The organism is Pseudomonas sp. PDM27, assembly GCF_019219205.1.
Lineage (GTDB): Bacteria > Pseudomonadota > Gammaproteobacteria > Pseudomonadales > Pseudomonadaceae > Aquipseudomonas > Aquipseudomonas laurylsulfatiphila.
In genome coordinates this window covers 319,668-342,060 of the sequence record NZ_JAHUWF010000006.1, presented here as the reverse complement: position 1 = coordinate 342,060, position 22,393 = coordinate 319,668, and the positions used below count along the sequence as shown (strand labels likewise).

The 22,393-nt window shown below is 61.1% G+C and carries 26 protein-coding genes; 15 read left to right on the top strand and 11 right to left on the bottom strand.

What is annotated here, in order from left to right; genetic code table 11:
• Positions 1-507 precede the first annotated feature (507 nt).
• Positions 508-1,395, top strand: a complete 888-nt coding sequence (gene rhtA, locus KW838_RS15590) for a threonine/homoserine exporter RhtA (protein WP_102700863.1) — start codon at positions 508-510, stop codon at positions 1,393-1,395.
• A gap of 168 nt (positions 1,396-1,563) precedes the next feature.
• Positions 1,564-1,845 carry a hypothetical protein gene (locus KW838_RS15585; protein WP_007973400.1) on the top strand — a complete coding sequence of 94 codons (282 nt, stop codon included), beginning with the start codon at positions 1,564-1,566 and terminating at the stop codon, positions 1,843-1,845.
• A gap of 14 nt (positions 1,846-1,859) precedes the next feature.
• Here the strand turns inward: KW838_RS15585 and KW838_RS15580 are convergent, their stop codons facing one another.
• The gene (locus KW838_RS15580) at positions 1,860-2,420 is read right to left on the bottom strand and encodes a TetR/AcrR family transcriptional regulator (protein ID WP_218501537.1); all 561 of its coding nucleotides are present in this window, start codon (positions 2,418-2,420) and stop codon (positions 1,860-1,862) included.
• Positions 2,421-2,511: 91 nt separating this feature from the next.
• Between KW838_RS15580 and KW838_RS15575 the strand changes: the two genes are divergently transcribed.
• Together KW838_RS15575 and KW838_RS15570 are read left to right on the top strand one after the other, a co-directional pair.
• The gene (locus tag KW838_RS15575) at positions 2,512-3,240 is read left to right on the top strand and encodes an SDR family oxidoreductase (RefSeq protein ID WP_218501536.1); all 729 of its coding nucleotides are present in this window, start codon (positions 2,512-2,514) and stop codon (positions 3,238-3,240) included.
• Positions 3,241-3,276: 36 nt separating this feature from the next.
• Positions 3,277-3,867 carry a 2-hydroxychromene-2-carboxylate isomerase gene (locus tag KW838_RS15570; protein ID WP_218501535.1) on the top strand — a complete coding sequence of 197 codons (591 nt, stop codon included), beginning with the start codon at positions 3,277-3,279 and terminating at the stop codon, positions 3,865-3,867.
• Here the strand turns inward: KW838_RS15570 and KW838_RS15565 are convergent.
• Positions 3,864-4,862: a zinc-dependent alcohol dehydrogenase family protein gene (locus KW838_RS15565; RefSeq protein WP_218501533.1), complete on the bottom strand. Its 999-nt coding sequence runs from the start codon at positions 4,860-4,862 to the stop codon at positions 3,864-3,866. The genes KW838_RS15570 and KW838_RS15565 overlap by 4 nt on opposite strands.
• 103 nt (positions 4,863-4,965) lie before the next feature.
• Here KW838_RS15565 and KW838_RS15560 point away from each other — a divergent pair, with 103 nt between their 5' ends.
• Positions 4,966-5,886: a LysR family transcriptional regulator gene (locus KW838_RS15560; RefSeq protein WP_218501531.1), complete on the top strand. Its 921-nt coding sequence runs from the start codon at positions 4,966-4,968 to the stop codon at positions 5,884-5,886.
• Here the strand turns inward: KW838_RS15560 and KW838_RS15555 are convergent.
• The 5 genes from KW838_RS15555 to KW838_RS15535 form a co-directional block, all read right to left on the bottom strand.
• On the bottom strand, positions 5,879-7,687 hold the full coding sequence (locus tag KW838_RS15555) for an aminopeptidase P family protein (RefSeq protein WP_218501529.1): 1,809 nt from the start codon (positions 7,685-7,687) through the stop codon (positions 5,879-5,881). The genes KW838_RS15560 and KW838_RS15555 overlap by 8 nt on opposite strands.
• 65 nt (positions 7,688-7,752) lie before the next feature.
• Entirely contained in the window at positions 7,753-8,910 is a 1,158-nt protein-coding gene (locus tag KW838_RS15550; RefSeq protein WP_218501527.1) for a cysteine desulfurase family protein, read from the bottom strand.
• A 206-nt stretch (positions 8,911-9,116) separates the two neighbouring features.
• Positions 9,117-9,731: a LysE family translocator gene (locus KW838_RS15545; protein ID WP_218501525.1), complete on the bottom strand. Its 615-nt coding sequence runs from the start codon at positions 9,729-9,731 to the stop codon at positions 9,117-9,119.
• A gap of 101 nt (positions 9,732-9,832) precedes the next feature.
• Positions 9,833-10,102 (bottom strand): hypothetical protein, encoded by a 270-nt coding sequence (locus tag KW838_RS15540; protein ID WP_007973410.1) that lies wholly within the window; start codon positions 10,100-10,102, stop codon positions 9,833-9,835.
• Between the two features lie 117 nt (positions 10,103-10,219).
• Positions 10,220-10,591: an antibiotic biosynthesis monooxygenase gene (locus KW838_RS15535; RefSeq protein WP_218501523.1), complete on the bottom strand. Its 372-nt coding sequence runs from the start codon at positions 10,589-10,591 to the stop codon at positions 10,220-10,222.
• A gap of 95 nt (positions 10,592-10,686) precedes the next feature.
• Between KW838_RS15535 and soxR the strand changes: the two genes are divergently transcribed.
• From soxR to KW838_RS15485, 10 genes are all read left to right on the top strand, one after another.
• A complete protein-coding gene (soxR, locus tag KW838_RS15530; RefSeq protein ID WP_104448868.1) occupies positions 10,687-11,142 on the top strand; it encodes a redox-sensitive transcriptional activator SoxR in 456 nt (151 codons plus the stop codon).
• A 126-nt stretch (positions 11,143-11,268) separates the two neighbouring features.
• Positions 11,269-11,727 carry a VOC family protein gene (locus KW838_RS15525; RefSeq protein WP_102700854.1) on the top strand — a complete coding sequence of 153 codons (459 nt, stop codon included), beginning with the start codon at positions 11,269-11,271 and terminating at the stop codon, positions 11,725-11,727.
• 351 nt (positions 11,728-12,078) lie between these two features.
• Complete coding sequence (locus KW838_RS15520) at positions 12,079-13,281, top strand: PepSY domain-containing protein (protein WP_218501521.1); 1,203 nt, start codon at positions 12,079-12,081, stop codon at positions 13,279-13,281.
• Positions 13,278-13,820: a thiamine pyrophosphate-binding protein gene (locus KW838_RS15515; RefSeq protein ID WP_218501519.1), complete on the top strand. Its 543-nt coding sequence runs from the start codon at positions 13,278-13,280 to the stop codon at positions 13,818-13,820. The genes KW838_RS15520 and KW838_RS15515 overlap by 4 nt, the downstream gene beginning before the upstream one ends.
• On the top strand, positions 13,817-14,146 hold the full coding sequence (locus KW838_RS15510; RefSeq protein WP_218501517.1) for a hypothetical protein: 330 nt from the start codon (positions 13,817-13,819) through the stop codon (positions 14,144-14,146). Before KW838_RS15515 ends, KW838_RS15510 begins: the two co-directional genes overlap by 4 nt.
• Positions 14,143-14,715 (top strand): DUF6162 family protein, encoded by a 573-nt coding sequence (locus tag KW838_RS15505; protein ID WP_218501515.1) that lies wholly within the window; start codon positions 14,143-14,145, stop codon positions 14,713-14,715. The genes KW838_RS15510 and KW838_RS15505 overlap by 4 nt, the downstream gene beginning before the upstream one ends.
• 35 nt (positions 14,716-14,750) lie before the next feature.
• The gene (locus KW838_RS15500) at positions 14,751-15,677 is read left to right on the top strand and encodes a metal ABC transporter substrate-binding protein (RefSeq protein ID WP_218501513.1); all 927 of its coding nucleotides are present in this window, start codon (positions 14,751-14,753) and stop codon (positions 15,675-15,677) included.
• Entirely contained in the window at positions 15,674-16,519 is an 846-nt protein-coding gene (locus tag KW838_RS15495; RefSeq protein WP_256358851.1) for a metal ABC transporter ATP-binding protein, read from the top strand. Before KW838_RS15500 ends, KW838_RS15495 begins: the two co-directional genes overlap by 4 nt.
• Positions 16,519-17,418 carry a metal ABC transporter permease gene (locus KW838_RS15490; RefSeq protein ID WP_095968106.1) on the top strand — a complete coding sequence of 300 codons (900 nt, stop codon included), beginning with the start codon at positions 16,519-16,521 and terminating at the stop codon, positions 17,416-17,418. Before KW838_RS15495 ends, KW838_RS15490 begins: the two co-directional genes overlap by 1 nt.
• Positions 17,419-18,330: a metal ABC transporter solute-binding protein, Zn/Mn family gene (locus KW838_RS15485; RefSeq protein WP_218501511.1), complete on the top strand. Its 912-nt coding sequence runs from the start codon at positions 17,419-17,421 to the stop codon at positions 18,328-18,330.
• Positions 18,331-18,424: 94 nt separating this feature from the next.
• On the opposite strand, the gene KW838_RS15480 is transcribed toward KW838_RS15485, so the two are convergent.
• The 4 genes from KW838_RS15480 to KW838_RS15465 form a co-directional block, all read right to left on the bottom strand.
• Complete coding sequence (locus KW838_RS15480; RefSeq protein WP_218501502.1) at positions 18,425-18,655, bottom strand: MbtH family protein; 231 nt, start codon at positions 18,653-18,655, stop codon at positions 18,425-18,427.
• 81 nt (positions 18,656-18,736) lie between these two features.
• Positions 18,737-20,149: an aspartate aminotransferase family protein gene (locus KW838_RS15475; RefSeq protein WP_218501501.1), complete on the bottom strand. Its 1,413-nt coding sequence runs from the start codon at positions 20,147-20,149 to the stop codon at positions 18,737-18,739.
• A 198-nt stretch (positions 20,150-20,347) separates the two neighbouring features.
• Positions 20,348-21,673: an ATP-binding protein gene (locus KW838_RS15470; protein ID WP_218501500.1), complete on the bottom strand. Its 1,326-nt coding sequence runs from the start codon at positions 21,671-21,673 to the stop codon at positions 20,348-20,350.
• The gene (locus tag KW838_RS15465) at positions 21,670-22,350 is read right to left on the bottom strand and encodes a response regulator (protein WP_007973435.1); all 681 of its coding nucleotides are present in this window, start codon (positions 22,348-22,350) and stop codon (positions 21,670-21,672) included. The genes KW838_RS15470 and KW838_RS15465 overlap by 4 nt, the downstream gene beginning before the upstream one ends.
• Positions 22,351-22,393: the final 43 nt, after the last annotated feature.

Sequence of the window (22,393 nt, the reverse complement as noted above, 5' to 3'; positions counted from 1 at the left end):
AGTCTGACTCCACAAGCACCCACACGAATTGCTTGATTCAGTTGTTAAAGAGCGGTTGGTTAAGATCTTTCGTCTCAACCGAGGCGCGCATTCTACAGCAGCCTCATTTGCTGTCAAGTGATATTTTTCAGAAGTTTTCAAGGAATCCTTAACAACTTCAACCACTTGCGCTTTCGATCTCTCGTCAGCGGGAGGCGAATTCTACAGCGTTACTCGCTGCTGTCAACACCTCTTTTTCAACTTCCTTTCGGCTTCGATGACCTGAAGCAACCTGCTGCCGAAAACTGCGTAACTCTTTGTTTATCAAGGAGTTTTCCGTTTCGACTGCGCCGGAAGTGGGGCGAATTATAGACATCTATAATCTGCCGTCAAGCACTGATTCAGGCTTTCTACCGATATGTGCAAAAACACTGCTTATATATAGACGCGCCTGCGGGGAATGCGCAGTATATTGCCCAACACAAATAGAAACGCCCTTGATTCCCATATTCCGGACGATGCCACCTAATGAATGATCAGCCCCGCAGCCTGGCCTCTACCCTGTTCTCGGTTGGGCTGCTGCTCATCGCCATGGCGTCGATCCAGTCCGGAGCCTCGCTGGCCAAAAGCATGTTCTCCGTTGTCGGCCCTCAAGGGACGACAACATTACGCCTGATTTTTGCCAGTGTGATCATGATGCTGATACTGCGTCCATGGCGGGCAAAGCTCACCGCAAGGTCCCTGCGCACCGTCATCGTCTACGGGATGGCACTGGGCGGCATGAACTTCCTCTTCTATATGTCATTGCAAACCGTACCGCTGGGCATCGCGGTGGCGCTTGAGTTCACCGGCCCATTGGCCGTGGCGATCTACGCCTCGCGTCGCGCGATCGACTTTTTGTGGATCGCCCTGGCCGCCGTCGGCTTGCTGCTACTGATACCGACTGGAGAAGCGAGCGCAGGAATCGATCTGGTAGGTGCCGGTTATGCCTTGGGGGCGGGGGTCTGCTGGGCACTGTACATTTTGTTCGGGCAAAAAGCGGGGGCCGATAATGGCGTGCAAACCGCCGCGCTGGGGGTAATGATCGCTGCGCTCTTCGTAGCCCCTATCGGTATTGTCCATGCCGGCTCCGCGTTGCTGACCCCTTCATTGATCCCCATAGCCCTCGGCGTCGCCGTCTTGTCCACCGCCCTCCCCTACACCCTGGAGATGGTCGCCCTGACCCGCATGCCTGCCAGAACCTTCGGTACGCTGATGAGCATCGAGCCCGCCTTCGGCGCGTTATCAGGCTTGTTGTTCCTTCATGAATACCTCTCGCTGTCGCAGTGGATGGCAATCATGTGCATCATTCTGGCCTCCGTCGGTGCAACCATGACCATGGGCAATTCCACCAGGCCAGCAGTCGCGGCAGATTGATAGCAGATATAACGCAGGTCTGGTATTTGCCGCTCAATTAGGCCATGTTTAGCCCCGCACCCAGAGTCATGCCATGGACAATTTCAGATAGGGATATCGGTACGCTTCAAGCGAAAGCGAATGCAGCCAGACCCGGGCACAAGATCCGGGGACGCTATAAGGACAGTAATGAAACGATTTTTGATGCTGATCGCCGTACTTGCAATTGCGGGCTGCGCAGCGACATCCGACACACAGATCAAGCACGGCAAGAAAGGGCTACACATCAACTGTTCCGGACTGTCTTCGTCCTGGGACAAGTGCTACGCCAGCGCTGCCAACTCCTGCGCACCCAAGGGGTACAAGGTCATCGCCAAATCGGGAGACGCCGTGGAAGAGCCCGGTGATTATCCGTTCGGCCTCAATCCCGCGGGTTATACCAGCCGCAGCATGATTGTCATCTGCAAATAGGCAGGGCCGTCGCGTCAGGTTCCCGAACTTGCGATCTGACGGCCGATTTCATCGTAGCTGGACTTCAGCACCGTGCGCTGGACATCCGGGCTAGCCAGCATGCGCGCTACGACCAACGCGCCAATGCATTGCGACAGAATTGCCCACGCCAGGCTGTCGCTTTGCAGGACACCCGCCCAACTTTCCTGAAGGCGACAAATCCAGTGCTCTGCCTGTTGGCGGACACTCACATCGGAACGGGCAATTTCCGCCCCCAATGCCGGTAACGCGCAACCGGTTTCCGGATTCTCGACGTGAGACATGCTCAGGTACAGTTTCAGGCAGCGCTCAAGCTTGTCACGGTCCTGTCCTTCCCCCAGCCGCGCCAGACTTTGACCCAACTCACGCTCGACAATGGTTGCGAACAACTCGTCTTTCGATGAGAAGTGGCTGTAGAAGGCCCCACCACTCAAGCCAATGGCTTTCATCAGGCCGTCTACACCCACCGTGGAAAAACCGGACTTCTTGGCCGACAACGCGCTGCTTTCCAGCAGCCTTTGCCTGGTTTCCAGCTTGTGACCGGCCGAATAACGCATTGCCTTTCCCCTGAATTGCTCACCTTGACGTCTGTCGAATCATAGCATAACGTCCGTTTAGTTAACGATCGTTTACCAAAGGGATCAACCCATGAATAACAAGAAGGTCGTATTGGTCGTCGGTGCAGGTGATGCCACGGGCGGCGCCATTGCCAAGCGGTTTGCCCACGAAGGGTTTGTCGCCTGCGTCACCCGCCGCAGCGCGGACAAGCTCCAGCCACTGGTAGAGGCCATCAAGGCTGATGGCGGCGAGGCCCACGGGTTTGCCTGCGATGCACGTAAAGAAGAAGACGTGATCGCGCTGGTCGAGCAGATCGAAAGCCAGATCGGCCCCATCGAAGCCTTTGTCTTCAACATCGGCGCCAACGTGCCGTGTAGCATTCTCGAAGAAACCGCCCGCAAGTATTTCAAGATCTGGGAAATGGCCTGTTTTTCCGGTTTTCTCAATGCCCGTGAAGTGGCCAAGCGCATGGCCAGGCGCCAGCGCGGCACGATCCTGTTCACCGGCGCCACCGCTGGCATGCGTGGCGCTGCCGGGTTCGCCGCATTTGCCGGAGCCAAGCACGGCATTCGAGCTTTGGCGCAAAGCATGGCCCGAGAACTCGGGCCGATGAACATTCACGTGGCCCATGTCATCGTCGATGGCGCCATCGATACCGATTTCATCCGTGAAAGTTTTCCCGAGAAATACGCTACCAAGGATCAGGATGGCATCCTCAATCCCGAGCATATCGCCGAAAACTATTGGTACCTGCACAGCCAGCCCCGCGATGCCTGGACCTTCGAGCTGGACCTTCGCCCCTGGAGCGAACGCTGGTAATCGCCCACACACAACAATAAGACGAGCGCCTTGAACATGAGCAAAACCGTGGAGTTCTACTTCGACCTCGGCAGCCCCGCCACCTATCTGGCCTATACCCAGCTACCGAAGATTTGCGCACAGACCGATACCCGGCTGGTCTACATTCCGCTCTTGCTGGGCGGCGTATTCAAAGCCACCGGCAATGCTTCTCCGGCAACTATCCCGGCCAAGGGCCGCTACATGTTTCAGGACCTGGACCGCTACGCCAAGCGCTACGGCGTGCCCCTGAAGTTCAATCCGCACTTCCCGATCAACACCTTGATGCTCATGCGCGCCGTAACGGGCATGCAGTTGCGCCACCCGGAACGTTTTGCCGCCTTCCTCGACTGCCTGTTCAAGGCCATCTGGGTAGAGGGTCGTAGCCTGGACGAACCGGCAACCGTCGCGGCAGTGCTCAGCGAAAACGGCTTCAACCCACAGGAAGTCCTGGCCCTGACCGCCGATGAAGAAATCAAGTCGGTACTCAAGGACAACACCGAAAAAGCCGTACAGCGAGGTGTATTCGGAGCCCCGAGCATGTTTGTCGATAACCAGTTGTACTTCGGCCAGGATCGCCTGGACTTCGTGCTCGAAGCCCTGAGTTAGACCTCGATGACCAACCGCCCCTTTGCCGCTCCCGACAAGAGCAGTGCATGGGCGGCTTCTGCCGATTCCAGCGTAAACGAGTGCGGGTCAAGCAACGGCACGAGCTTGCCCGCCTCGATCAGCCGCGCCGCCTCGCGCAGAATCTCGCCGTGATGCTCGCGTCCCTGGCCCGTCAACAGTGGCAGCAGGGTGAAGACACCGGAGTAAGTCGCCCCGCGAAAGGAAAGCGGTGCCAGGCTGTGCTGCCCCCACCCCAGGCAACTGAGCACATGACCGTGATACACCCGGGCGGCCTTGAATGAAGCATCCAGCGTTTCGCCCCCCACGGTGTCATAGACAATGTCGAAACCCTCACCGGCCGTGTGCTCGGCCACATAGTCTTCGACCGAAGACTTGCGGTAATCGATAAACGTCGCGCCGAACCCCTCGATGATCGATTGCTGCCCGGCCGAGCCCGTGGCAAAAACCTCAGCACCAAAAGCGCGGGCGATTTGTACCGCTACATGTCCGACACCACCGGCGCCACCCTGTATCAATACCTTCTGACCGGACCGAACACGAGCCCGGTCCACCAGGCCTTCCCAAGCGGTGATCAGCACCAGTGGCAATCCGGCCGCTTCGCGCATGTCCAGGTTGTGCGGTTTGCGAGCCAACAGGCGTGCATCGACCGCCGCGAATTCGGCCAATGAACCTTGAACACCACCAATGCCGGTGGCCATGGCATACACCTCATCCCCTGGCAGCCAGCCACTGACGCCCTCCCCCAGCGCCTCTACGGTCCCCGCCAGATCCATTCCCACGATCGCCGGCAATGGTTGCCGCGCATGGGCCGCCTGCCCGGAGCGGATTTTTCCATCCAGTGGATTCACACCGCTGGCCTTGATCCTGACCAATACCTGCCCTGCCTGTGGCACGGGCCGCGCGATGGAAACCAGGCGTAACGGCGCATTGGCCGAGTCGATCATCAGAGCGCGCATGTTCAGTGAGTCAGTCATTTCGCCATCTCCCATCAGAAGTGAATACAGGTCAATCTTGCCTCGCCCTATACATGCCGATAAGACGCCATATCGCTATAGTGATCATGCCGAAACAGCATCAATGAGAAATACCGTGGACACACTCAATGCAATGGCGATTTTCGTACGGGTGGTCGAGCGTGGCAGCTTTTCCGCCGTTGCCCGGGAGTTGCAGACCAGTCAGCCAACCATCAGCAAGGTGCTGCAAGCGCTGGAAACCCGATTGGGCGGAAAGCTGATTGCCCGCAGTACCCGCAAGCTATCGCTGACGGACGAAGGTCAACGCTACTACAACGAATGCCGGATCATCCTCGCTGCCGTGGATGCGACGGAACACAGCTTCCAGTCCGGCCGGGAGCGGGTTGCAGGGCCTCTGAAAATCGGTTCGTCGGTCAGTTTCGGCCGCTTGCATATCGCCCCCCGATTGCCGGACTTTCTCAGGCACTACCCTGACGTACAGATAGACCTGCAACTGAACGATCAGAACCAGGATCTGGTCAGCGAAGGGCTGGACGTCACCTTCCGGATCGGTGCCCTGAACGACAGTGGCCTGATCGCTCGCCTGGTGGGTACGACCCATCGGGTGACCGTCGCATCACCTGACTACCTCAGGCAATACGGCCAACCGCAAACACCGCAGGAACTGGGCAGGCACAACTGCCTGATGTTCAACCTGCTGAGCAGTCAAAACCTGTGGGGTTACACAAAAGATGCGCAGCGTCATGAGGTGCGGATCAAGGGCAATGCGCAGAGCAACAGTTCCGAGGCGATCCGCGAACTGGTGCTGGGGGGATTGGGGATTGCGCTGTCGCCGACATGGTTGTTCAGTGAGGATCTGAAAGCCGGGAGAGTGACGGCGATTCTTCAGGACTACACGGCGCAGTCGCTACCGATTCATGCCGTGTCCCCGGCGAATCGTCGCCAATCCGCCAGGGTCAAAGCCTTTGTTGACTACATGAGCCAGGCGCTGGAGACAGCGCCCGAACTGAAAGCAATCAAATAGCCGCGGTACGAGTGTTCAGCCATTCAAGGGCCGCACCCTCGACCAATGGGCTCAGGCGTTCGCGCACTTCGGCGTGGTAGGCGTTGAACCACTGCTTTTCGTCTTCGGTCAGCAGCGTGGTTTCCAGGCAACGGGTGTCGATCGGACACAGGGTCAGCGTTTCGAACTTCAGGAACTCTCCGAATTCGCTTTTGCCTGCCTCACGGTTCATCGCCAGGTTTTCGATCCGCACGCCCCAACGGCCCGGACGATAGGTGCCCGGCTCAATGGACGTGATCATGCCCGGCTGCATCGCCGTCTGTGGCGCAGGCGCAGCCTGATAGGCGATGACTTGCGGACCTTCATGGACGTTGAGGAAGTAACCGACGCCATGACCGGTGCCGTGACCATAGTCGACACTTTCCGCCCAGATGGGCGCACGGGCGATGGCATCGAGCAGCGGCGACAGAATGCCTTTCGGGAACTGCGCGCGGGACAAGGCAATCACGCCCTTGAGCACGCGGGTGCAATCGCGTTTTTGCTCATCGGTCGGGGTGCCCACCGCAACCATCCGCGTGATGTCGGTGGTACCGCCCAGGTACTGGCCGCCGGAGTCGATCAACAGCAGACCGTCCCCTTCGATGACCGCGTGCTCCTCTTCGGTGGCGTGGTAGTGCGGCATCGCGCCATTGGCGTTGTAGGCGGCAATGGTATTGAAGCTCAGCGACACATAATCCGGACGACGCTCACGGGCGGCGGTGAGTTTTTCGTCGATGGTCAGTTCGGTGATGCGCTCACGGCCCAGCGCCGAGTCCAGCCAGGCGAAGAATTCGCACAGTGCTGCGCCGTCCTGCTCCATGGCCTGACGGATGTGTTCGGCATCGGCCAGGCTTTTTTGCGATTTGGCCAGGGTGGTCGGGTTCAGGCCCTCGATCAGTTTCACCCCGCTGTCGAGGTTGTCCAGCAACCCCGCCGTGACCCGCGCCGGGTCGACTTGCAGGCTCGCGCCGCTCGGCACGGCGCGCAGTGCGGCAGCGACTTCGCTGTAATCGCGCAAGGTCACGCCGTCCTGTTCAAGGATGGCGCGCAGTTCGGCACTGACTTTGCTCAGGGCGACAAACAGCGTGGCCTGTTGCTGATTGATCAGGGCGAAGGAAACGAATACCGGGTTGAACGACACGTCGCCGCCACGCAGGTTGAACAGCCAGGCGATGTCATCGAGGGTGGCGATGAAATGCCAGTCGGCACCACGGGCCTGAAGGGTTTCTCTCAGTTTGGCGAGTTTTTCGCCACGACTGACGGTCGCTTGTGGAGGCAGGTGCTGATAAATCGGTTCGTTCGGCAGGCTTGGGCGGTCGCTCCAGACGCCGCCAAGCAGGTCGATGTCGGTGCGCAGGCGGGCGCCACGCTCTTCAAGTTTAGCGCCCAGGGTCCGTGCCGAGGCCACGGCCATGACCGCGCCATCGACCGCGACGACGCCACCCTCGGGGGTTTGCTCGGCCAGCCACTCCAGTGGCCCGGGTTGACCCGGTTGCAGCTTGACCAGGTCAATGCCGCTGCCCTTGAGTTCCTTGGTCGCCTGCTCCCAATAACGGCTGTCGGCCCAGACGCCGGCAAAATCCGGGGTCACGATCAGGGTGCCGACCGAACCATGGAAACCCGACAACCACTGGCGCCCCTGCCAGTAACCCGGCAGGTATTCGGACAGGTGCGGGTCGGCCGACGGCACCAGCAAGGCGTGAATGCCCTCCCGGCTCATCAGTTCGCGGGTTTGCGCCAGGCGCTGGGGCACCGATCCATTGATCGAAAGCTGCGTATTCATCGTGTCTCCTGCTAACCACTTCATCATTATTGTTGAGTGCCGATCAACGTCGGCGCTTCGTCGCCCTATTGCCAGAATGCCGGAGCACTGGCGCAGGCTGCCTTGATCAGTTGAACCGCCTGGTCGATATCCTGCTCAGTGGTGAAACGCCCGAGGCTCAAGCGGATGGTGCGGCTGGCCGAGCGGGCATCATGCCCCAGGGCCAGCAGCACATGGGATGGGGTATTGCTCGCGGAATTGCAGGCCGAGGTCGCGGAAAACGCGATCGAGGACAGCAACGCCGCCGGATTGAACTCGCCTTCTGCGAAGGTCAGGCTCAGGGTATGGGGAATGCGCCGGGTCGGGCTGCCGTTGAGACGCACACCGGGAATGCCCTGCAATTGCTCGAGCAAGCGTTCACGCAATCGCACGATGGTGGCTTTCTCTTCATCGAACGCAGCGGCCGCCAGTGCAAAGGCCAAGCCCATGGCCACGATCTGATGGGTCGCCAGGGTGCCCGAACGCAATCCGCCCTCATGCCCGCCGCCATGGATCTGCGCCTGCAATCGTTGTTGGGCACGCGGACCGACGTACAACGCACCGATGCCTTTGGGGCCGTACAGTTTATGCGCGGAAAACGACATCAGGTCCACCGGCCACTGCCCGAGGTCGATCGCCACTTTGCCCGCGCCCTGTGCGGCGTCGACATGGAACAACGCCCCGCGTTCACGCACCACCTGACCGATGGCGGGAATATCGTTGAGCGTCCCCAGTTCATTGTTGACCAGCATCAGCGACACCAGGAAAGTGTCCTCGCGCATGGCTTCGCTGACCGCTTGCGCGGTGATCAGCCCATCGGCATCCGGCACCAGGTACGTCACGGCGACACCGGCATCCTGCAGTTGCCTGGCGGTATCGAGAATGGCCTTGTGTTCGATCTGGCTGGTGATGATATGGCCACCGCCAGTGCCACGGCCCTGGGCTACGCCTTTGAGCGCGAGGTTGTTGGATTCGGTCGCGCCTGAGGTCCAGACGATCTGTTCAGGTGTCGCGCCGACCAGTTCGGCGACCTGGCGTCGCGCCTGCTCAACCGATTGCCGGGCCTGTTGGCCGAAGACGTGGGAGCTGGAGGCCGGGTTGCCGAAATTGCCGGTAAAGCCCAGACACTCGACCATCACCTTGATGACCCGCTCATCCACCGGCGTGGTGGCGGCGTAATCGAAATACAACGGACGTTTGTTCATAAAAGACTCGCAGAGCGTGTTCCGGGATCAGGAAGCTCGTGACTGTAAACGGCAAAGCGCAGCCTTGTGAGCTGCGCGCTGTTTTCAGAACGTTACCAATACCTGATCGGATGCCGTTAAAGAAGGACTACTTCATTTAAAAGTGCGTAGGAACGCTCCTGAAAAGTCAGCTTAACAGGCATCGGGCAACCGGTTGAAGCAATGCGTCAGCTAAAGCTTTCGAGCAACAGCGGATATAACGACCCCACGAGCAGCGCGGCCATGCCCCAATTGAACAGACGCAGCCAGCGGCGATCCTTCAGAACGTTGCGCAACAGCGTGCCGCAAGCGGCCCAGACACCGACACTCGGCAGGTTGATGATGGCAAAAACGGCCGCTATCACGATCACATTAACGAAGTAACCCTGCATCGGTGTGTAGGTGCTGATGGCGCCAATGGCCATGATCCAGGCCTTGGGGTTGACCCACTGGAACGCGGCGGCGCCCAGATAACTGATCGGTTTCGCCTCGCTCTGCTGACTCTCCGACATGGGCCCGGAATGAGCGATTTTCCACGCCAGATACAGCAGATACGCCGCCCCCACGTAACGCAGCACGGTGTAGAGCAAAGGGTAGGCCTGGAATACCGCGCCAAGGCCGAAACCGACCGCCACCACCAGTACAAAGAAGCCACAAGTGATGCCGAGCATGTGCGGAATCGTGCGGTTGAAGCCGAAGTTCACCCCGGAAGCCAGCAACATGGTGTTGTTCGGACCGGGTGTGATCGAAGTGACGAGGGCGAACAGGGCAAAGCCCAGCAGCAGGTCGAGTGAGAGCGTCATGGGTGGCAGTCCGTCAGGGTCGGTCAGGTGTTGACCCTATCGCACACCTTGGGCGAAACCCATGGACAGTTACGCGAAACTTGGAGCGGTACAGTTTTGCCTCAGCTTGGACGACCGTGAAGCTGTACAGATCGCCCGGCGTTCATTTCCCCCTGGTTGTCGTAGCTGAACGACTTTTGCGGCTGGCCGAGCAATTCGGCTTTCTTCGCGTGGTATTCGTCGAAGGACAATCCGCGACGGTTCAGCGCCTCCAGCGCCAGTTCTTTGCTTTCTTCAGCCGTGTAAGGCCGAAGCTCCGGGGAAACATGGCTGGCACATCCGGCGAGTACGGAGACGGCGAGCATCAGCAAAGTGGCGATCATCGGTTTCATTTCTGGCGTCCTGGCGACTGGGTTCGAGGCAATGAACACAGGCTACCCGCGCCTCCCGGGTAGCAGAAATCAACGCTTTCAATAGTGGCTATCAGGAAATGGCGATCATTGTCCTTATCAACACTCGCCCACCAGACTGCAATGCAGTGCGTTGTCGTGACTGCGCTCCAGGCTGTGCAGCACCTGGAACGATCCGAAGGTCACTGACTTCGCCTGATGGATGCGGATCAACTGCCAGAAATCCTGTTCGCCGTTTTCAAAGGCCTGGAACGCGGCCTCCCCTGCTTCGCGGGTTTGCCATTGCAGATAGTTGAGTACGCGCCGGCCATCGTCACTGGCCTGGATGCTGGCACTGAGAAAGCCGCGGTGGTGTCGGGCCAGATGTTCGGTCTGTGCCGACAAGGCCAACACCAGCGCGGGTTGTTGATGCGGCTCGATCTGGAACTCGATCAGCTGGGTAAAGCTGCGATTCTTCGCTGAGGCTTGCATGAAATGTCCCCCACTCACAGGAAGGCGAATCTTGCGATCCGAAGGCGTGCAGGGTAAAACCTCTAGCTAACTAGAGGTCAAGAGGCAATTTTTAAATGATCACCCCGGAAAACCTGCATAAGGAACTCACCGTCGGCCAGGTCGCGGCACGTAGCGGTGTGGCGGTCACGGCGCTGCATTTCTATGAGTCCAAAGGGCTGATCAAGAGCAACCGCAATCAGGGCAACCAGCGCCGCTACCCCAGGGAAGTGCTGCGACGGGTGGCATTGATCAAGGTTGCCCAGCGCCTGGGGATTCCTTTGGCGGAGATCGGCGAAGCGCTCAAGTCGCTACCCGACAACCGGGCGCCGACGGCGGCGGACTGGAAAATCCTGTCGGCGCAATGGAGCCGGGATCTGGATGAGCGCATCAACCAACTGACCCTGCTGCGCGATCGGCTGAACGGCTGCATCGGTTGTGGTTGCCTGTCGATGGAGGCCTGTCCACTGCGCAACGCAGGTGATGTGCTGGGGGAGCGCGGGCCGGGAGCGCACTGGTTGGAGCCGACCTGATGGCACTTGTATGGCGTTGCTGCTCGTCGGGCGTTCGGTGAGGCGAAAGCGGCTGGCCTATATTTATTCGGCTGTACAACGAAGCAGGTACTTTCCACTCACAGAACAAGAACAGGGAGATCCATCATGAGTGTCAAACCCATTCCGGAGGGGTATCACAGCATCACCCCCTATCTGGGCATCCACAAAGCTGCCGAAGCCATCGATTTCTACAAGAAAGCCTTCGGCGCCATTGAGGTCATGCGCCTGGCCATGCCCGATGGTGGCATCGGTCACGCCGAACTGCGCATCGGCGATTGCCCGATCATGCTGGGCACACCGTGCGATCAAGGACCGCTGAGCAATCCGGACAATTCGCCGTCCGTGGGTCTGCATTTGTATGTGACGGATGTCGACAAGTCCTACAAACAGGCCATCAATGCCGGTGCCACCGTTGTATCCGAGGTCAAGGATCAGTTTTACGGCGATCGCTCGGGGACCTTGAAAGATCCCTACGGGCATCTGTGGTTCCTGGCGACGCGCAAGGAAAACCTGACTCAGGAACAGATTGAACAACGGGCGAAGGAAATGTTTCAGCAGGGTTGAAATCTTCGCGAGCAGGCTCGCTCGGACTCTGTGGGAGCGGGCTTGCTCGCGAAGGCGGTGTGTCAGGCAACATTGACATTGAGTGTGCCGTCCCCTTCGCGAGCAAGCCCGCTCCCACCGTTTGATCTTCAGTGAATGTGAATCCTGCGGCCGGCTGTGCGCGGAATGCTCTGCCTTTCTGCCTATCGAGAAACATTTTCTTTCACTTCCCCTTTCGGGATTTCCTTTGCTCATCCGTCTTATCTAGATGCAGTCCTGTCGCGTAGGCAAAAGCCACGACTGGACCTTCAGGGCGCTCATCCCTGCGAAGCCCGCAGCCGAGCGGCCTCTCATCCAGGCAAGACCTTCAATATGTCAAAGAAATCCCGTTCAAAAATCTGGTTCCTGGTCCATAGCTGGCTGGCGCTGCCGATCTGGTTTTTCGTGCTGATCGTCTGCGTGACCGGCACCCTGGCGGTGATCAGCCAGGAAATCGTCTGGCTGGCCAACCCGCCCATGCGCGCCAGCCAGCCTTCGGACGATGCACCGCTGCTCAGCTATCAGCAGGTCATCGAGGCCATCAACAAGGCCGAACCGCAGACCGTGGTGCAGAGCATCAGTCGGCCCGACGAGTCGCACTTCGCGCTGGATGTCGAAGTCAGCTATCCCGACGGACGCTCGGTGGTGATTTATGTCAATCCATACAGCGGCGTGATCCAGGGCGTCGCGCCGGAGTTCAACTTCCGCGCCTTCACCCGGGCGCTGCACGGCTGGTGGCTGGTGCCGTTCACCAACGGCTACAGCTGGGGCTGGTACCTGGTGTCGTTTCTCGGCTTGCCGCTGCTGGCTTCGCTGGTCACCGGGCTGGTGGTCTACAAACGCTTCTGGAAAGGCTTTTTCCGCCCGACCCTGCGGATTCGCCACGGTGCGCGGATTTTCTGGGGCGACTTCCATCGCTTGAGCGGCATCTGGTCGATTTGGTTCATCACGGTGATTTCCATCACCGGCACCTGGTTCCTGATCCAGGCATTGCTGTTCGACAACCAGATTTCCATCTCCACGGAAAAGATCATTCCGGCGATGTCCCGCGAAGCGGTACCGCTGTCGCCCGACGGGTCGCCCCCGCCGCGCATCGACCTTGATCGCGCGATTGAAATCGCCACGCAGAAGATCTCCGGGCTGGAAGCCAGCTTCGTCAGCCTGCCGGGCAATGCCTACAGCCATCTGGATGTCGGGGGACGTGGTTGGTATCCACTGATGTTCCAGACCGCGACCCTCAACCCGTACACCGGCGAAATCGCCGCCTCGCGCCTGATTTCGGACCGTTCGACCCTGGAGTTCGTCACCGAGTCCATGCGCCCGCTGCACACCGGCGACTTCGGTGGCCTGTGGATCAAGCTGATCTGGGCGTTCTTCGGCCTGTTGCTGAGCATGATGGTGCTCAGCGGCTTGCTGATCTGGACCAAGCGTACGGCACTGGCCACGGCCAATGCCTTCAAGCGCAGCAACAGGACACCGCGCGGCGCCACGGCGCAACCGGCCACCCGCAAGGAAACATCGGAGGCCAACCTGTGAGCAAAGACATTGCGGTCTCACCACCCTCGCGCCTGAGCGTGTTCTGGCACAAATGGCGCTTTCACCTGAACGTCCTGTTGCTGCTGATTCCGCTCGGTTTCATGCCCAAGTACTTCGCAGATGAAGCATTGATGCGTGGCGACAGTGGCCTGGGCGAACGCGAAGTCGGCGAAGTCCAGGTCGGCCCCTGGAGCCTGCGCCTGGCGGAGTTGCGCAACGCCGCCCCCACGCTCGATGGCCCGGCCGGCTACATGAAGGGTTTCAACGCAGCCCTGTGCGAGGCCTGTATCGGACAGGTCAAGGCCACCTACCTGCGCATCGGCAAACCCCGCAGCCTGCGCGCCGCCGGCGTGATTTTCTTCGGCACGCCGTACCGCATGGGCGCTTCACTGCCCGTCCCGGAAAAGACCACGGCCGACGCCGAGCTGTGGATCACCATGGAAGGCTGGGACGGCGCCATGCATCAGGCATCCATTCCTTTGAGCCAGGCCTCCCCCGCCACCATCGCCTGGCTGAACAAACAAGGAGGCAAACCATGATCAACCCGCTTCGTTCACTCAACACTCTATTGCTGCTGCTCTGCGCCGGCTTCAGCACCAGTGCCCTGGCCCACAACCCGATGTGCGAATGCAAGGCCATCGACGCCGAGCAGATCAAATGCACCGGCGGTTTTTCCGACGGCAGTGGCGCACCGGGCGTGACCCTCGATGTGATCGGCTACGACGAAACCATTCTGGTGCCTGGCAAACTCGGAGCCGATTCGACCCTGACGTTCAAGAAACCCGGCGCCGAGTTCTATGTGCTGTTCGACGCGGGCCCCGGTCACGTAGTGGAAATCGACCAGGCGGACATCCAGGCGCCATGAATACTTCAACGACCCAAGTCGTGCGCCCGGCGGGTGCCGGCCACGAAACCCTCTACGTCCTGCTGCTGTGCCTGATGATCCTTGCGGTCGCAGGTTCGGTGGTGCTCTGGCGCGGGGAATCCCATGAGGTGAGCAGCGTCAACAGCCACCAACTGGATGCACGCCGCGATCTCAGCGCTGCCGAGCAAGGCATCTACGCCGATTTGCGGGTGACCCTGGACGAGATTCATTTGCTGCGCCAGGAACAGCAAACCCTGCCGACTCCCGAGGCCCTCGCCGACGAGGGTTTTGCCCCGTTTGCCCGGGATGCCAGCTCCGTCAGCCGTGGCAGCCATGACTGGCAATTGCTCAACGCCAAGGCCTACTTCGGCCAGAGCCAGACGCCGACGGTCGCCGGTTCATTCCTGATGCGCCTGACCGCCACCGATGACGCTCCGGACATCTGGCTCAACCGCGCCGGCACGCTCACCGCTCCGGCCGACCTCAGCGACAGCGCGCTCGAAAGCGCCGGCTGGCAACAGATCGTCGCGCAATTCGATGCCGGCGTGACCCGCCAGCACCGGCATTGAACCCTCGCCCTCACCCGAGAGAAGACCGCTTTCCCATGTCCATTTCATCTCAACGTTCTATCTTGCGTGTGCTGCTGATCGGCCTGCTGGCCTGCCTGCTGCCATCCCTCGCCAGTGCCGAGGCAGCCAAGCACCTGCGCATCGGCATCACCCTGCACCCTTATTACAGCTACGTGGCGAACATCGTCGGCGACAAGGCCGAAGTGGTACCGCTGATTCCGGCCGGTTTCAACCCGCATGCCTACGAACCCCGCGCTGAAGACATCAAGCGCATCAGCGGGCTGGACGTGATCGTGCTCAACGGCGTAGGCCATGATGATTTCGCCGACCGCATGATCGCCGCCAGCGAAACCCCGAACGTGCCGGTGATCGAAGCCAATGAAAACGTGCCGCTGCTCGCCGCCACCGGTGTTGCCGCCCGGGGTGCCGGCAAAGTGGTGAACCCGCATACCTTCCTGTCGATCAGCGCCTCGATCGCCCAGGTCAACAACATCGCCCGGGAGCTGGGCAAGCTCGACCCGGCCAATGCCAAAACCTACACCGAGAACGCCCGCGCCTACGGCAAGCGCCTGCGCAAGATGCGCGCCGATGCCCTGGCCAAACTGACCCAGGCGCCGAACGCCGAGTTGCGCGTGGCCACGGTGCACGCTGCCTACGACTACCTGCTACGCGAGTTCGGCCTGGAAGTGACAGCCGTGGTCGAGCCGGCCCACGGCATCGAGCCGAGCCCGAGCCAGTTGAAAAAGACCATCGACCAGCTGCGTGAGCTGGACGTGAAGGTGATCTTCTCGGAGATGGATTTTCCCTCCACTTACGTCGACACCATCCAGCGCGAATCCGGCGTGAAGCTGTATCCGCTGTCGCATATTTCCTACGGCGAATACACCGCCGACAAGTACGAAAAGGAAATGACCGGCAACCTCGACACCGTCGTGCGGGCGATTCAGGAGTCAGGGGCATGACATCGAAAGAAACCATCCTGGCCGATACAGAGTCCCCTGTGGGAGCGAGCCTGCTCGCGAAGGCGTCCGGTCAGTCAGCATCATCGTTGAATGACACACCGCTATCGCGAGCAAGCTCGCTCCCACAGGTTTTGGGACCGACTCTGGAGTTCGCCGACGTCAGCCTGACCCTCGGGCGCACGACGATCCTCGACAAGGTGACCTTCCAGGTCCGTCCCGGGAGCGTGCATGCGCTGGTCGGCCCCAACGGCGGCGGCAAGAGTTCGCTGATCAAGACCCTGCTCGGGCAAATGCCGCATCAGGGCCGCTTGAGCCTGCAGTGGTCGGCCGAGCCGGGGACCATTGGCTATGTGCCACAGGCGCTGGAGTTCGACCGGGGGTTGCCGATGACCGTCGACGATTTCATGGCCGCCATGTGCCAGCGTCGCCCGGCCTTTCTCGGCTTGAGCAAACATTACGCGGCGGCGATTGGCGAGGCCCTTGAACGGGTCGGCATGCAGGACAAGCGCAAGCGCCGCATGGGCGCATTGTCCGGCGGCGAACGCCAGCGGGTGTTGCTGGCCCAAGGGCTGATTCCGCCTCCGCAATTGCTGGTGCTCGACGAGCCGATGTCGGCCCTCGATGAGGCCGGGATCCGGGTGTTCGAACGCCTGCTCGGCGACTGGCGAGCGGCGGGCATCACCGTGCTGTGGATCGAGCACGACCTGGAAGCGGTCGGGCGCCTGGCCGATCACGTCACCGGCCTCAATCGCCGCGTGTTGTTTGACGCCACGCCGCAACAGGCACTGACGCCGGAGCGCCTGCTGACGCTGTTCTCGACTCACCCACGGAGCCTTGCCTGATGAGTTACGAAGCTTTTCGCCTGATGGTCCAGGGTTGGGCATCGTCGGGTTATCTGCCCGAGGCGCTGGCCTATGGATTTGTGGTCAATGCGCTGCTCGCCGGCCTGCTGATCGGCCCGGTGCTGGGCGGCCTGGGTACGCTGGTGGTGGTCAAGCGCTTCGCGTTTTTCTCCGAAGCCGTCGGCCATGCCGCGTTGACCGGCGTGGCCATCGGCATTTTGCTCGGCGAACCCTACACCGGCCCCTACGGCAGCCTGTTCGGCTACTGCCTGCTGTTCGGCATTCTGCTCAACTACCTGCGCAACCGCACCGGCCTGGCGCCGGACACCTTGATCGGCGTGTTCCTCTCGGTGTCGCTCGCCTTGGGCGCCAGCCTGCTGTTGATTCTGGCGGGCAAAATCAACGTGCACATCCTGGAAAACGTGCTCTTCGGTTCGGTGCTGACGGTCAACGGCAATGACTTGCTGGTACTGGCCATCGTCGGTTCGCTGGTGATGGCCCTGGCTTTGCCTTTGTACAACCGCATCATGCTCGCCAGCTTCAATCCGCAACTGGCGGCGGTGCGCGGGGTGGCGGTGAAGGCCCTGGATTATCTGTTCGTGATTCTGGTGACGCTGATCACCGTCGCCGCGGTGAAGGTCATCGGTGCGATTCTGGTCGGCGCGCTGCTGGTGATTCCGGCAGCGGCGGCGCGTTTGCTCAGCCAATCGCTGAAGGGCTTTTTCTGGTGTTCGGTGCTGATCGCCACCGTCAGCACACTGTGCGGGATTCTCGCGCCGATCGTCTTCGACCTGCCGATTCCATCCGGCGCCGCGATCATCCTCGTGGCCGGTATCGCCTTCGCCCTGGCCGCCATTGCACGCGGCATCGTCCCCAGCCTGAAAGGGAACCTTGGATAAATGATTTTTTCTCTGCGCCAACTGACCCTCGCGGTGGCCCTGTGCGGGGTAGCCGCCACGACCTTCGCCGCAAACAACGGCAAACCGCTGCGCGTGCTGGCCTCTTTGCCGATCACTTATGGTCTAGGTGAAGTGCTGCTCAAAGGCACCGATGTCAGCCTCGAACGCGCCGCGCCGGCCAATCTGCCCGGCAGCCGCCAGACCGCCTACTTCACCGGCCGAGGTGCTCCGGCGCTAGCCCAGTTGGCGAAGGATGCCGATGCGGTGATCGGCCTGCGTTCACTATGGCCGGATGACCCGCTGTACCCGATCTCCCGGCGCAGCAATATCCGTATCGTCGAAGTCGATGCCGCCCGCCCGGTGGATGGCGCCCTGCCCGGCATCGCCGTGCAGCCGGGCAACAGGGTCGACGGTCTCAACAGCCAGCCGTGGTTTTCCAGCAACAACATGGGCCGCATGGCCGACGTGATGGCGGCGGACCTGGTACGCCTGGCTCCCGAGGCCAAGCCGAAAATCGATGCCAACCTGGCAGCCCTCAAGCAACGCTTGCTCAAGCTCAGTGCTGATAGCGAAGCGCGGCTGGCGACGGCCGATAACCTCAGTGTGATGAGCCTCAGCGATCATTTCGGCTACCTGATCGGTGGGCTCAATCTGGAGCTGGTAGGGCTGGATGCGCGACCGGATGCGCAATGGACACCGGAAGCGCTCAAGGCGTTGAGCGCGATGCTCAAGGACAATGATGTGGCGGTGGTGTTGCATCACCGACAGCCTTCGGAGACGGTGAAAGCCGCGATTACCGAGGCCGGGAGTCGGTTGGTGGTATTGAGTACCGATGCTGAAGACCCGGTGGGTGAACTGGAGGGGAATGTGGACAGGGTGATCAAGGGGTTGAGCAACGGGCCTTCGGCCTAAGATCAAAAGATCGCAGCCTTCGGCAGCTCCTACAGGATGCGCATCCTGTAGGAGCTGCCGAAGGCTGCGATCTTTTACCAGGAAGCCCGCTGATTCAAGCGGTCTTCTCAGCCGCCTGCTCATCCATCTTCTGGCGCAGGCTCAACGGACGCATGTCGGTCCAGGACTCTTCGATATAGGCCAGGCATTCCTTTTTCAGCCCGCTTTTGCCCACGGTGCGCCAGCCCTGCGGCACAGCTTTGTAATCGGGCCAGATCGAGTATTGCTCTTCATGGTTGACCACGACCTGAAAGAGGATGTCCTCGCGGTCGAATACTGAAGTCATGCTGTCTCTCCATCGATGTTGGGCGGGCTGCGCCGTGTGCGCAGCCGTTATGTAGAAGGAACGTTGCGCGGCGCGAAAAATTTACTGATCGCGGGTGGCAGCAGCCAGGGCCCGGCCGAAAATCCCGGCTACCTGATCGATTTCCGCAGCGCTGATCACCAGTGGCGGCAAGAAGCGCACCACCGCGCCATGGCGGCCACCGAGTTCCAGGATCAAGCCTCGCTTGAGGCATTCGCGCTGTACCAGGGGGGCCAGGCGGGCGAAGACCGGCGGGTGGCCTTGGGCATCCAGTGCGCCCGTCGGATCGACCAGTTCGACACCGAGCATCAAGCCACGCCCACGAATATCTCCCAGTTGCGGGAAGTCCCGTTGCAGGATGCGCAGGTGCTCGGCCAGGCGCTCGCCCATGGCGGCGGCATACTCGCAGACCTTGTGTTCGACCAGATAACGCATCACCGCGGAACCGGCGGCCATGGCCATCTGGTTGCCACGGAAGGTCCCGGCGTGGGCACCCGGCAGCCAGGTGTCGAGCCACTCGCGGTAGACCACCACCGCCAGCGGCAGGCTACCGCCGATGGCCTTGGACATCACCACGACATCGGGAATGATCCCGGCGTGCTCAAAGGCAAACATCTTGCCGGTACGGGCGAATCCGCTCTGGATTTCATCGACGATCAGGGCGACGCCCGCCTTTTCGGTGATCCGCCGCACACCGCGCAACCAGTCCAGGTCGGCCGGGATCACCCCGCCCTCGCCCTGCACCACTTCCACGATCACCGCCGCCGGTAATTGCACCCCGGCCTCGGGGTCGTTGAGCAGGTTTTCCAGATAACTCAGGTTGGCTTTCACCCCTTGCGCACCGCCCAGCCCGAACGGGCAGCGGTAATCGTAAGGGTACGGCATGAACTGCACGCCGCTGCCGAGCAAGGCGCCCAGCGGCTTCTTCGGCCCGAGGCTGCCCATCAGGCTCAACGCGCCCTGGCTCATGCCGTGATACCCGCCCTGGAACGAGATCACGGTGCTGCGGCCAGTGGCGGTACGCACCAGCTTCAGGGCGGCCTCCACGGCGTCGGTGCCCGTGGGACCGCAGAACTGGATCTTCGCTTCAGCAGCCAGGGCAGGCGGCAGCAGGCCGAACAGGTCCTGGACGAACTGATCCTTGACCGGGGTGGTCAGGTCCAGGGTGTGCAGCGGCAGTTCATCGGTCAGCACTTGCTGGATGGCCTGAATCACCACCGGGTGGTTGTGCCCCAGGGCCAGGGTCCCGGCACCGGCCAGGCAGTCGATGAACGTGCGGCCCTCGACGTCTTCGACGTAAATACCCTTGGCGCGCTTGAGCGCCAGGGGAATGCGTCGCGGATAGCTGCGGGCGTTTGATTCCTGCTGGCTCTGGCGGGCCAGCAGCGGTGATTCGTTGAATTGATAAAGCGTCTCGGCAGACGTCGGAGCGACCCGGGCCGGCTGATCTTCGATAAGGCTGGTAGCGACTGACATCTCTCGACCCCTCAATACGGTTTTCCTGTTCTGGAAACGCATCAGCGGGGTGAGGATTTAGGCGGATGGAGAGAAGATACATCTGATCCTTTGTGGGAGCGGGCTTGCTCGCGAAGGCGGCGTTACAGTCGACATTGATGTTGAATGTAATGGCCTCTTCGCGAGCAAGCCCGCTCCCACAGGGTTTTGTGGTGTTTTTCAGGCAGGTTGCAGCGGCATCGTCAGCTCGACCCGCAAGCCGTCCGGTCGACTATCGAAATGCAGCGTGCAACCGCAACGCTGAACGATGGCCTGGACAATCGCCAGCCCCAGGCCGCAACCCGTGCTATGGCCGTTGCGCCAGAAGCGTTGGGTCAAGTGTTGCAAATCCTCTTCGGCAATCCCCGGCCCATGGTCGCGCACCACGAACTGCACACGATTGCCGGTGGTTTCCAGGCTCAACTCCACCGCTTTGTCGGCGGGAGTGTGGCGCAGTGCGTTGTCGAGCAAGTTGCGCAGCGCGGCGATCGACAGCACGGCGGGCATTTGTACTGGCGCAGCGGAGACCTTGCCCGGCGCCTGAAACCTGATGCGCTGGCGATCGCCGCTCGCCGCATCCTGGATCGCCAGTTTTGCCACTTGCTCGGCGTTGCACTGCACACCGTCGTCAAACGACAGGCTGCCCTCGACCCGCGCCAGCAACAGCAATTGCTCGAGGGTACGGTGCATGCGATCCGCCCCTTCTTCGGCGCGCGCCAGGGATTGGTCCCGGGCGCTACCGTCGGTCATGCGCGCCACTTGCAGGTGGGTCTTGATGGCGGTCAGCGGGCTGCGCAACTCGTGGGCCGCGTCACCGGTCAGGCGACGTTCGCGCTCGATGGTCTTGCCGATGCGCTGGAGCAACTGGTTCTGGGTTTCCAGCAAGGGTTGCAGCTCACTGGGCAAGGGCTGGATCTGCAAGGGTTCCAGGGAGTCGGCGCTGCGGCGCATCAAGGCGTCGCGCATGCGGTTGAGCGGCGCCAGCCCCTGGCCGATGCCCAGCCAGAGCAGGCACAGGCAACCGAGCAGCGCCACGCCCACCGGTACCGAAGCGGCCAGCAGGATCGACATGTTCAACGCCTCGCGCTCGATCTGCCGGTCGGCGGTGGTGATGCGCAGATCGCCCCGGGCCAGTGTGAAACTGCGCCACGGCGCGCCGTCGATCATCTGATCGTGAAAACCCAGCTTCTCGGCCTCCAGCGTCTGCTGCGGATCGGTGTGGCTGCGGGCAAGGATTTCACCGCGCAGCGAGCTGACCTGGCACGCCATGCCACCCGGTATGTTCAGTTGTTCGGCGCTGAAGTGGGTGCCCTCGCCCTTGCTCGGCACGGGCGGCAGTTGCTCCATCAGGCCGGCGACCATGCGTGCCGACGCCACCAGGCGCTGGTCGAGGGAAAACATCATTTGATTGCGCAAATCGCTGAGCATCCAGGCCGCGGCCAGGGCCCAGATCAAGGCAAATGCGGCGCCGAGCGTCAGGCTCAGGCGCAAACGCAGACTCATCACTTCGATTCTTCTCCGCCATCAGCCGGCCCCAGGCGATAACCCAGGCCGCGCACGGTCTCGACAATGCCATTGCCGAGCTTGCGCCGCAGGTGATGGATATGGACGTTGAGGGCGTTGCTTTCCAGCTCGTCGTTGAAACCGTAGACGCTGTCCTTCAGTTGCTCGGTGGACAGCACTCGGCCACGGTTATGCAACAAGGCTTGCAGCAACGACTGCTCGCGACGCGAGAGGTCCACCGGCTGGCCAGCGAGTGTGGCTTCGCGGCTGCTCGGGTCGTAGGTCAGGGCGCCGTGTTCGATCAGGTTGACGCTGCGCCCCGCCACCCGTCGCAACAGCGTGTGCAGGCGCGCAGCGAGTTCGCGCAGGTCGAAGGGTTTGAGCAGGTAATCATCGGCACCGGCTTGCAGGCCATCGACGCGGTCGGTGACCGAATCCCGCGCGGTGAGGATCAAAACCGGCAACTCCAGGCCCTGATGGCGCAATTGCTGCAGCAGCTTGAGGCCGTCTTCGTCCGGCAAACCGAGGTCGAGCACCATCACGTCGAACTCGGCCACCTTGAGCATCGCCCGGGCAGCGGACGCCGTGGCCACGTGCTCCACGGTCAGGCCCTGGGCGGTCAGGCCGGCGACGATGCCGCTGGCGATCAGCTCATCGTCTTCGCAAACCAGTACGTGCATGGGGAGCCTCGTAGAAATAAAGCTGATTAAGCCTTTGACCGAT

Coding starts and splice junctions, on each gene's coding strand:
- KW838_RS15480 (WP_218501502.1), bottom strand. CDS start 18,655: ATGACTTCAGTATTCGACCGCGAGGACATCCTCTTTCAGGTCGTGGTC.
- KW838_RS15570 (WP_218501535.1), top strand. CDS start 3,277: ATGAGCAAAACCGTGGAGTTCTACTTCGACCTCGGCAGCCCCGCCACC.
- KW838_RS15490 (WP_095968106.1), top strand. CDS start 16,519: ATGAGTTACGAAGCTTTTCGCCTGATGGTCCAGGGTTGGGCATCGTCG.
- KW838_RS15575 (WP_218501536.1), top strand. CDS start 2,512: ATGAATAACAAGAAGGTCGTATTGGTCGTCGGTGCAGGTGATGCCACG.
- KW838_RS15495 (WP_256358851.1), top strand. CDS start 15,674: ATGACATCGAAAGAAACCATCCTGGCCGATACAGAGTCCCCTGTGGGA.
- KW838_RS15540 (WP_007973410.1), bottom strand. CDS start 10,102: ATGAAACCGATGATCGCCACTTTGCTGATGCTCGCCGTCTCCGTACTC.
- KW838_RS15505 (WP_218501515.1), top strand. CDS start 14,143: ATGAATACTTCAACGACCCAAGTCGTGCGCCCGGCGGGTGCCGGCCAC.
- rhtA (WP_102700863.1), top strand. CDS start 508: ATGAATGATCAGCCCCGCAGCCTGGCCTCTACCCTGTTCTCGGTTGGG.
- KW838_RS15500 (WP_218501513.1), top strand. CDS start 14,751: ATGTCCATTTCATCTCAACGTTCTATCTTGCGTGTGCTGCTGATCGGC.
- KW838_RS15585 (WP_007973400.1), top strand. CDS start 1,564: ATGAAACGATTTTTGATGCTGATCGCCGTACTTGCAATTGCGGGCTGC.
- KW838_RS15475 (WP_218501501.1), bottom strand. CDS start 20,149: ATGTCAGTCGCTACCAGCCTTATCGAAGATCAGCCGGCCCGGGTCGCT.
- KW838_RS15580 (WP_218501537.1), bottom strand. CDS start 2,420: ATGCGTTATTCGGCCGGTCACAAGCTGGAAACCAGGCAAAGGCTGCTG.
- KW838_RS15565 (WP_218501533.1), bottom strand. CDS start 4,862: ATGACTGACTCACTGAACATGCGCGCTCTGATGATCGACTCGGCCAAT.
- KW838_RS15555 (WP_218501529.1), bottom strand. CDS start 7,687: ATGAATACGCAGCTTTCGATCAATGGATCGGTGCCCCAGCGCCTGGCG.
- KW838_RS15510 (WP_218501517.1), top strand. CDS start 13,817: ATGATCAACCCGCTTCGTTCACTCAACACTCTATTGCTGCTGCTCTGC.
- KW838_RS15545 (WP_218501525.1), bottom strand. CDS start 9,731: ATGACGCTCTCACTCGACCTGCTGCTGGGCTTTGCCCTGTTCGCCCTC.
- KW838_RS15465 (WP_007973435.1), bottom strand. CDS start 22,350: ATGCACGTACTGGTTTGCGAAGACGATGAGCTGATCGCCAGCGGCATC.
- KW838_RS15525 (WP_102700854.1), top strand. CDS start 11,269: ATGAGTGTCAAACCCATTCCGGAGGGGTATCACAGCATCACCCCCTAT.
- KW838_RS15485 (WP_218501511.1), top strand. CDS start 17,419: ATGATTTTTTCTCTGCGCCAACTGACCCTCGCGGTGGCCCTGTGCGGG.
- soxR (WP_104448868.1), top strand. CDS start 10,687: ATGATCACCCCGGAAAACCTGCATAAGGAACTCACCGTCGGCCAGGTC.
- KW838_RS15560 (WP_218501531.1), top strand. CDS start 4,966: ATGAGAAATACCGTGGACACACTCAATGCAATGGCGATTTTCGTACGG.
- KW838_RS15550 (WP_218501527.1), bottom strand. CDS start 8,910: ATGAACAAACGTCCGTTGTATTTCGATTACGCCGCCACCACGCCGGTG.
- KW838_RS15535 (WP_218501523.1), bottom strand. CDS start 10,591: ATGCAAGCCTCAGCGAAGAATCGCAGCTTTACCCAGCTGATCGAGTTC.
- KW838_RS15520 (WP_218501521.1), top strand. CDS start 12,079: ATGTCAAAGAAATCCCGTTCAAAAATCTGGTTCCTGGTCCATAGCTGG.